5 protein-coding genes are annotated in these 6000 nt (G+C 70.0%); 3 read left to right on the forward strand and 2 right to left on the reverse strand.

Annotated elements, in window-relative coordinates; all coding sequences use genetic code 11:
* The first annotated feature begins 359 nt into the window (after positions 1 to 359).
* From H0X91_RS31450 to H0X91_RS31460, 3 genes are all read left to right on the forward strand, one after another.
* A complete protein-coding gene (locus H0X91_RS31450) occupies positions 360 to 1037 on the forward strand; it encodes a heavy metal response regulator transcription factor (protein WP_006489720.1) in 678 nt (225 codons plus the stop codon).
* The gene (locus H0X91_RS31455; RefSeq protein ID WP_196433643.1) at positions 1034 to 2494 is read left to right on the forward strand and encodes a heavy metal sensor histidine kinase; all 1461 of its coding nucleotides are present in this window, start codon (positions 1034 to 1036) and stop codon (positions 2492 to 2494) included. The genes H0X91_RS31450 and H0X91_RS31455 overlap by 4 nt, the downstream gene beginning before the upstream one ends.
* Before the next feature lie 157 nt (positions 2495 to 2651).
* The gene (locus H0X91_RS31460; protein WP_226248145.1) at positions 2652 to 2936 is read left to right on the forward strand and encodes a colicin immunity protein; all 285 of its coding nucleotides are present in this window, start codon (positions 2652 to 2654) and stop codon (positions 2934 to 2936) included.
* A gap of 103 nt (positions 2937 to 3039) precedes the next feature.
* On the opposite strand, the gene H0X91_RS31465 is transcribed toward H0X91_RS31460, so the two are convergent.
* Both H0X91_RS31465 and H0X91_RS31470 read right to left on the reverse strand, forming a co-directional pair.
* Complete coding sequence (locus H0X91_RS31465) at positions 3040 to 4545, reverse strand: efflux transporter outer membrane subunit (protein WP_196433644.1); 1506 nt, start codon at positions 4543 to 4545, stop codon at positions 3040 to 3042.
* Between the two features lie 31 nt (positions 4546 to 4576).
* Positions 4577 to 5986 carry an efflux RND transporter periplasmic adaptor subunit gene (locus tag H0X91_RS31470; protein ID WP_196433645.1) on the reverse strand — a complete coding sequence of 470 codons (1410 nt, stop codon included), beginning with the start codon at positions 5984 to 5986 and terminating at the stop codon, positions 4577 to 4579.
* Positions 5987 to 6000 lie beyond the last annotated feature (14 nt).

Raw genomic sequence — 6000 nt, forward strand, 5'->3', positions numbered from 1 at the left:
CAGCCGGTACGACAAGCTCGTGCTGAAGTACCGCGCGTTCTACCGCGGCTGGGTCGACCGCGTCGGGGTGAGCGAGCCGCCCTGCGCGAGCCGGCGGCGTGAGCCTGACCGGCGCCGGCCGCGCCGTTCCGTCCGGCGCGCGCGAACAGCGATGAACCACATGGACGGCCGGCGTTGGCGCGCGCGGCCGAACCGCCCCGCGATGTCAATGTGTCCCTGTTTTCGTGCAACCGCACGCCAGGCTGACCGGCTGATTACGGTTTTGTCATCTACGCCATTCGCGCTTGCACGCAGCGGCGCCGCGTCGCCGTTTCCCGGTAACATCGCCGCATGTCCCCACGAATGCGACGGAGCCGGCGATGCGCATCCTGATAGTCGAAGACGAACCGAAGACGGGCGCGTACCTGAAGAAGGGGCTCGAGGAATCGGGTTTCAGCGTCGATCTCGCGAAGGACGGCGGCGAAGGGCTGATGCTCGCGCAGGAAGAGCGTTACGACGTGATCGTGCTCGACGTGATGCTGCCCGTGCTCGACGGCTGGGGCGTGCTCAAGCGGCTGCGCGACACGCACACGACGCCGGTGCTGTTCCTGACCGCGCGCGACGACGTGCAGGACCGCGTGCACGGCCTCGAACTCGGCGCCGACGACTACCTCGTGAAGCCGTTCGCGTTCGTCGAGCTGCTCGCCCGGATCCGCACGCTCGCGCGTCGCGGGCCGCCGCGCGAGACCGAGCACCTGGCGGTCGGCGATCTGGACATCGACGTGGTGCGCCGCCGCGTGAAGCGCGGCGCCACGCGGATCGACCTGACGCCGCGGGAATTCTCGCTGCTGCAGCTGCTCGCGCGGCGCCAGGGCGAGGTGCTGAGCCGCACGCAGATCGCGTCGTACGTGTGGGACATGAATTTCGACAGCGACACCAACGTCGTCGAGGTCGCGATCCGGCGCCTGCGCGCGAAGATCGACGACGCGTTCCCGGTCAAGCTGATCCATACCGTGCGCGGCGTCGGCTACGTGCTCGAACCGAAGGACGACGCATGACGCGGCCGCGCTCGCTGGCCGCGACGCTCGCGCTCGCGTTCGCCGCGACCACGCTGGCCGCGTTCGCGCTCGTCGGCGCGTACGTGTATGCGGGCCTCGAGCGGCAGGTGAACACCCAGGACGATCTCGACATCGTGCTGGCCGCGCGCCACACGCGCCGGCTCGCGGGCGAACTCGAGTCGCTCGACGCGGTTCGCTCGCACGCGGAGCGGCTGACGAGCCAGGTGCTGGGCAACGAGGCGCTGTCGATGGTCGTCGTCGATGCGGGGGGCGACGTGCTCGCGCGCCACAACGTCCGGCTTGCCGCACTCGACGACGCGCCGGCAGCCGCCTCGGCGCCGCTGGCCGACGCGCAGCTCTTTGCGCCACGCGCGGTGCCGGTTCCGGCAAACGACCGGATCACGGACGACCGGCTCGTCACGTGGACCGCCGACGGCGGCACGCCGATGCGCGGCGTCGTGATCGAGGCCGCGCTCGGCGACCGCACGCCGATCCGCATCGCGATCGCGCGCAACATGCGCGACCGGGCCGATCTGCTCGACGGCTACCGCGACCGGCTCAAGCTCGCCGGCGGGCTCGGCGCGCTGTTCGCGCTGCTGCTCGGCTACTGGCTGATCCGCACGGCGCTCGCGCCGTTGCGCGAGATCGTCGACAACACCGGCCGGATCACGGTCGACAAGCTCGACACGCGGCTCGACGCGTCGCGCGCGCCGCCCGAGCTGCGCGCGCTGGTCGACGCGCAGAACGCGATGCTCGGCCGCCTGCAGCAGGCGTTCGCGCATCTGTCGCAATTCAGTGCCGATCTCGCGCACGACCTGCGCACGCCGCTGAACAACATGCGCGGCGCCACCGAAGTCGCGCTCGCGCGGCCGCGTTCGGTCGACGAGTACCAGACGCTGCTCGAATCGAATCTCGAGGAATACGACCGTCTCGCGCGGATGATCGAGAACGTCCTGTTTCTCGCGCGCGCCGAGCATCCGAGTTTCGTCACGCGGCAGCGCGCGTTCGACGTGCGCGACGAACTCGAGCGCATCGCGGAGTATTTCGAGGGGCTCGCCGACGAAGCGGGCTCGACGTTGCGCGTCGACGGGCACGGGCAGCTGACGGCCGATGTCGAGCTGTTCCGCCGCGCCGTCGGCAATCTGCTCGCGAACGCGCTGCGATACACGCCTGCCGGCGGCGTCATCACGCTGAGCGTGGATGAAACGGCCGATGCGGTGCGCGTCGTCGTCGCGAATCCGGGCGAGCCGATCGATCCCGCGCTGCTGCCGCGGATCTTCGACCGGTTCGTGCGCGGCGACCCCGCGCGCAGCGGCGGTGCGCCGGGCGGCACGGCCGGGCTCGGCCTCGCGATCGTGCGCTCGGTGATGGAGCTGCACGGCGGCACCGCGCAGGTCGAAAGCGACGCGAGCGGCACGCGGTTCGTGCTCATGTTCAACCGGCCGACGGCTGCGTAATGGCGGGATCGGGCCGGGCGGCTGTCGCGTGTGCCTTCGCGTCGCTGTTCAATTCCGCGCGTGCGCCGATAAACTGGAAATGAACATGATGAATATTGATCATCACCGCGTATACGATTCGTCGGACGATTTTTTTCTCCTGGCTGGCAGTATTGTGATGAAGCTCACTACAGAGGCGGCAATCGATGTTTGCGAGCGGGCGGCCCAACAGGGTTTGGTTGTCGCTAGAATCGAAGGCGGCATCTGGCGTAACCCCGGATTCGAAGCGAGGGTCGATTGCATTTGGGATGGCGCCGATCCTCCTGTTGATCTGGACGCTGCGGAACAAAATAATCAAAGGGCAGCCGAGTTCATTCGATCGGAGAGCCCTCCGCATGACGTTTTCGTGGTGACGGCCCCGTCGATGACGGGCTGGAAACACAGACGGCGAGCAGGCCCGTGACAACCTTCGTTTTGCACAGGTCAGGCTGCCACGATAAACGGCATTGAAATCAAGGGCCGACCGAGATAGCAGAAAGACCGGTCATGAAGCCCGTGAACCTATTTCAACCGGCCGCTGCAGGTTCCTTCTTGCTAGCGTTCGATTCCGCGCCTGAGCCAGCGCTCGCGCTCACCTGCCAGCCACCACCCAACGCCTTCAGCAACCCGACTTCAGCCTCGATCCGGCGCGCGTCGATCTGATCGGCCGTGCGCCGGTTCGTCAGCGCGATCGTCTGCGCGGTCACCACGTCCAGATAGCTGACGGCGCCCGCGTTGAAGCGATTCGTCGTCAGCCGCAGCGACAGGTCGGCCGCGTCGGTCGCGCGCTGCTGGCTGCCGGCCTCGGACGCGAGCGCATCGAGCGCGGACAACTGATCCTCGACCTGCTGGAACGCGACGAGCACGGTTTGCCGGTAGTCGGCGACCGCACCGTCGTATTGCGCATGCGCGCCGCGCAGCGACGCGCTGCGGCGGCCGCCGTCGAACAGCGTGCCGGCGAGTTGCGGGCCGAGCGACCAGAACAGGCTCGGCGCGGCGAGCCACGGCGCGAAGAACGAACTTTCGAGGCCGGCGCTCGCCGACAGCACGAGATCCGGGAAGAACGCGGCCCGCGCCTCGCCGATCTGCGCGTTCGCGGCCGCGACGCGACGCTCGGCCGCCGCGATGTCGGGCCGCCGCTCCAGCAGTTGCGACGGCACGCCGGCCGGAATGGCCGGCACGTGGAACGGCTGTACGTGCGGCGGCAGCGCGAACGTCGACGCGCTTTCGCCGACGAGCGTCGCGATCGCGTGCTGCAACTGCGCACGCGACGCATCGATGTCGGTGTCCTGCGTGCGGGTCGATTCGAGCTGCGTCTCGGCTTGCGCGGCCGCCGACGCGTCGATCGCACCGGCCGCGAGTTGCTGCTTGAGCAGCGTCAGCGCGTCCGCGTACGCATGCACCGTGTCGTCGAGCAGTTGCTTCTGCGTGTCGAGCGAGCGCAGCGCGAAATAGTCGGTCGCGAGTTCGGCCGTGACCGACAGCTTCACGGCCTGCAGGTCGGCCGCGCTCGCGGCGGCGTTCGCCTGCGCGCCGGTCACCGCGTCGCGCACGCGGCCGAACAGGTCGGGCTCCCAGCTCGCGGCCACGCCGACCTGGTAGTCGGGCGTCGTCTTGCCGGCGAGCGACGAGCCGAGCCGGTTCTGCGACACGCGCGCGCGGCTCTGCGCGGCACCGGCCGTGATCGTCGGCAGGAACCCGGCGTGCTGATAGTCGACGATCGCGCGGGCTTGCTGCAGATCGGCGACGGCTTTCTTCACCGTCTGGTTCGACACGTCGACGCGCGCTTCGAGCGCGTTCAGATCGGCATCGTCGAAGACGGTCCACCAGGCGCCGCGCGCGGCGGCGTCGGCCGGCATCGCGACGTGCCAGCCGGTTTGTTCGGCAGGTGCTGCCGGTGCGCCTGCATAGTGCGCGGGCACCGCGACGGCGGGCGGCGAATAGCGCGGCAGCGTCGAGCAGGCGGTCAGTGCGGCGACGGCGCCGAGCGCGACGATGCGGCGAGCGAACGGGAGCGGATGAGGAAGGCGCATGGCAGGCATCTCGTGGGTGGTCGTCGATGGGTCAGCCGTGGGCGGGCGCGGGAGCGAGTGTCGACGCAGCCGGCGCGGCACCGGCCGCGTGTACCGGCGGCACGTCGCGTGCACTGACCGCGGAGGCCGGTTGCGCGGGCAGAGCGGACGAAGCGGACGAAGCGGACGAAGCCGCAACCGGCGCCGCATCGTGCGAAGTCGACACGACCTTCACGGCTTCCCCGACCGTGATCGCATCGCCCGGGTTGTCGATCACGCGATCGGCCGCCGCGAGCCCCGCGACGATCTCCACGCGCGTGCCGAAATCCCGCCCGATCTGCACGGTCTTCAGCGCCGTACGTCCGTTCGCACCGACGGTGGCGACCTGCACGCCGTTCGGGCGGAACAGCAGCGCGCTGACCGGCAGTTCAAGCGCCGGCGCCGCGCTCGGCACGACGAGATGCGCCTGCGCATACGCGCCGGGCATCAGCGCGCCGTCGCGGTTGTCGACGTCGATCTCGACACGCAGCGTGCGCGTGACGGGATCGATCGCGCCCGCGCTGCGCGCGACCTGCGCGGCAAAGTGCCGGCCCGGATACTGTGGCGTCGTCAGGTAGACGGACGTGCCGGCCGACACGCCGGTCGCGCTGTCCTGTGGCACGTCGACGAACACGCGCAGCGTGTTCGTCTGTTCGAGATGGAACAGTTCGCCGGACAGGCCCGGGCTGCCCGGCGTGCCGCCCGCGGTCACGAGCGTGCCGACGTCGACGTTGCGTGCGGTGATCACGCCGTCGAACGGCGCGGTGACCGACTCGTACGACACGAGTTCGGCAAGATGCGCGACGTTCGCCTGCGCGGACGCGAGCATCGCGCGCTTCGCGTTCATGTCCGCGACCTTCGTGTCGGTGTCCTGCTGCGACACCGATTGCGTTTTCAGCATGTCCTGCCAGCGCTGCGCGGTCGATTTCGCATAGTCGTAGTTCGCCTGCGCGCTCGCTTCGTCCGCACGCGCCTGGCGCAGCTGCGCATCGAGATCGGGCGCCGAGATCTGCGCGAGCGTCTGGCCGGCCTTCACGCGCGCGCCGAGATCGGCGCTCCAGTGCGCGATATAGCCGCTCGTGCGCGCATAGATCGACGCGTCCGCATACGGCATCACCGAGCCGGGCAACGTCAGTGTCTGGTCGGCCGGCGCCGCGCCGGGCATGACGACCGACACCGGCAGCGCCTGCTGCGCGGCGACCTGCGCGCGCTGCGCGGCGCGTGCGTCGATACGCGGCACGATGCCGAGCGCGAGCAGCGCGGCGGCGAGCGCGACGGCCGCGAGCGGCACGGCGAGCTTGCGGCCGCGGCGGGGCGGCGGTGTATCGGAGGCGGCGCCGCGCGCGGCGGGCGGCACGGCTGCGGCCACGGTGGCCGCTTCGGCGGCGGGCGGCGGGGCGACGGGTTCGATCGAGTCGTTCATGATGGGTCCGGGGG

The organism is Burkholderia sp. 9777_1386 (assembly GCF_015712265.1).
GTDB lineage: Bacteria > Pseudomonadota > Gammaproteobacteria > Burkholderiales > Burkholderiaceae > Burkholderia > Burkholderia cenocepacia.

Excerpts from the sequence above, each read along its gene's own strand:
- H0X91_RS31450 (WP_006489720.1), top strand. The coding sequence starts at position 360 with ATGCGCATCCTGATAGTCGAAGACGAACCGAAGACGGGCGCGTACCTG.
- H0X91_RS31455 (WP_196433643.1), top strand. The coding sequence starts at position 1,034 with ATGACGCGGCCGCGCTCGCTGGCCGCGACGCTCGCGCTCGCGTTCGCC.
- H0X91_RS31465 (WP_196433644.1), bottom strand. The coding sequence starts at position 4,545 with ATGCGCCTTCCTCATCCGCTCCCGTTCGCTCGCCGCATCGTCGCGCTC.
- H0X91_RS31470 (WP_196433645.1), bottom strand. The coding sequence starts at position 5,986 with ATGAACGACTCGATCGAACCCGTCGCCCCGCCGCCCGCCGCCGAAGCG.
- H0X91_RS31460 (WP_226248145.1), top strand. The coding sequence starts at position 2,652 with ATGAAGCTCACTACAGAGGCGGCAATCGATGTTTGCGAGCGGGCGGCC.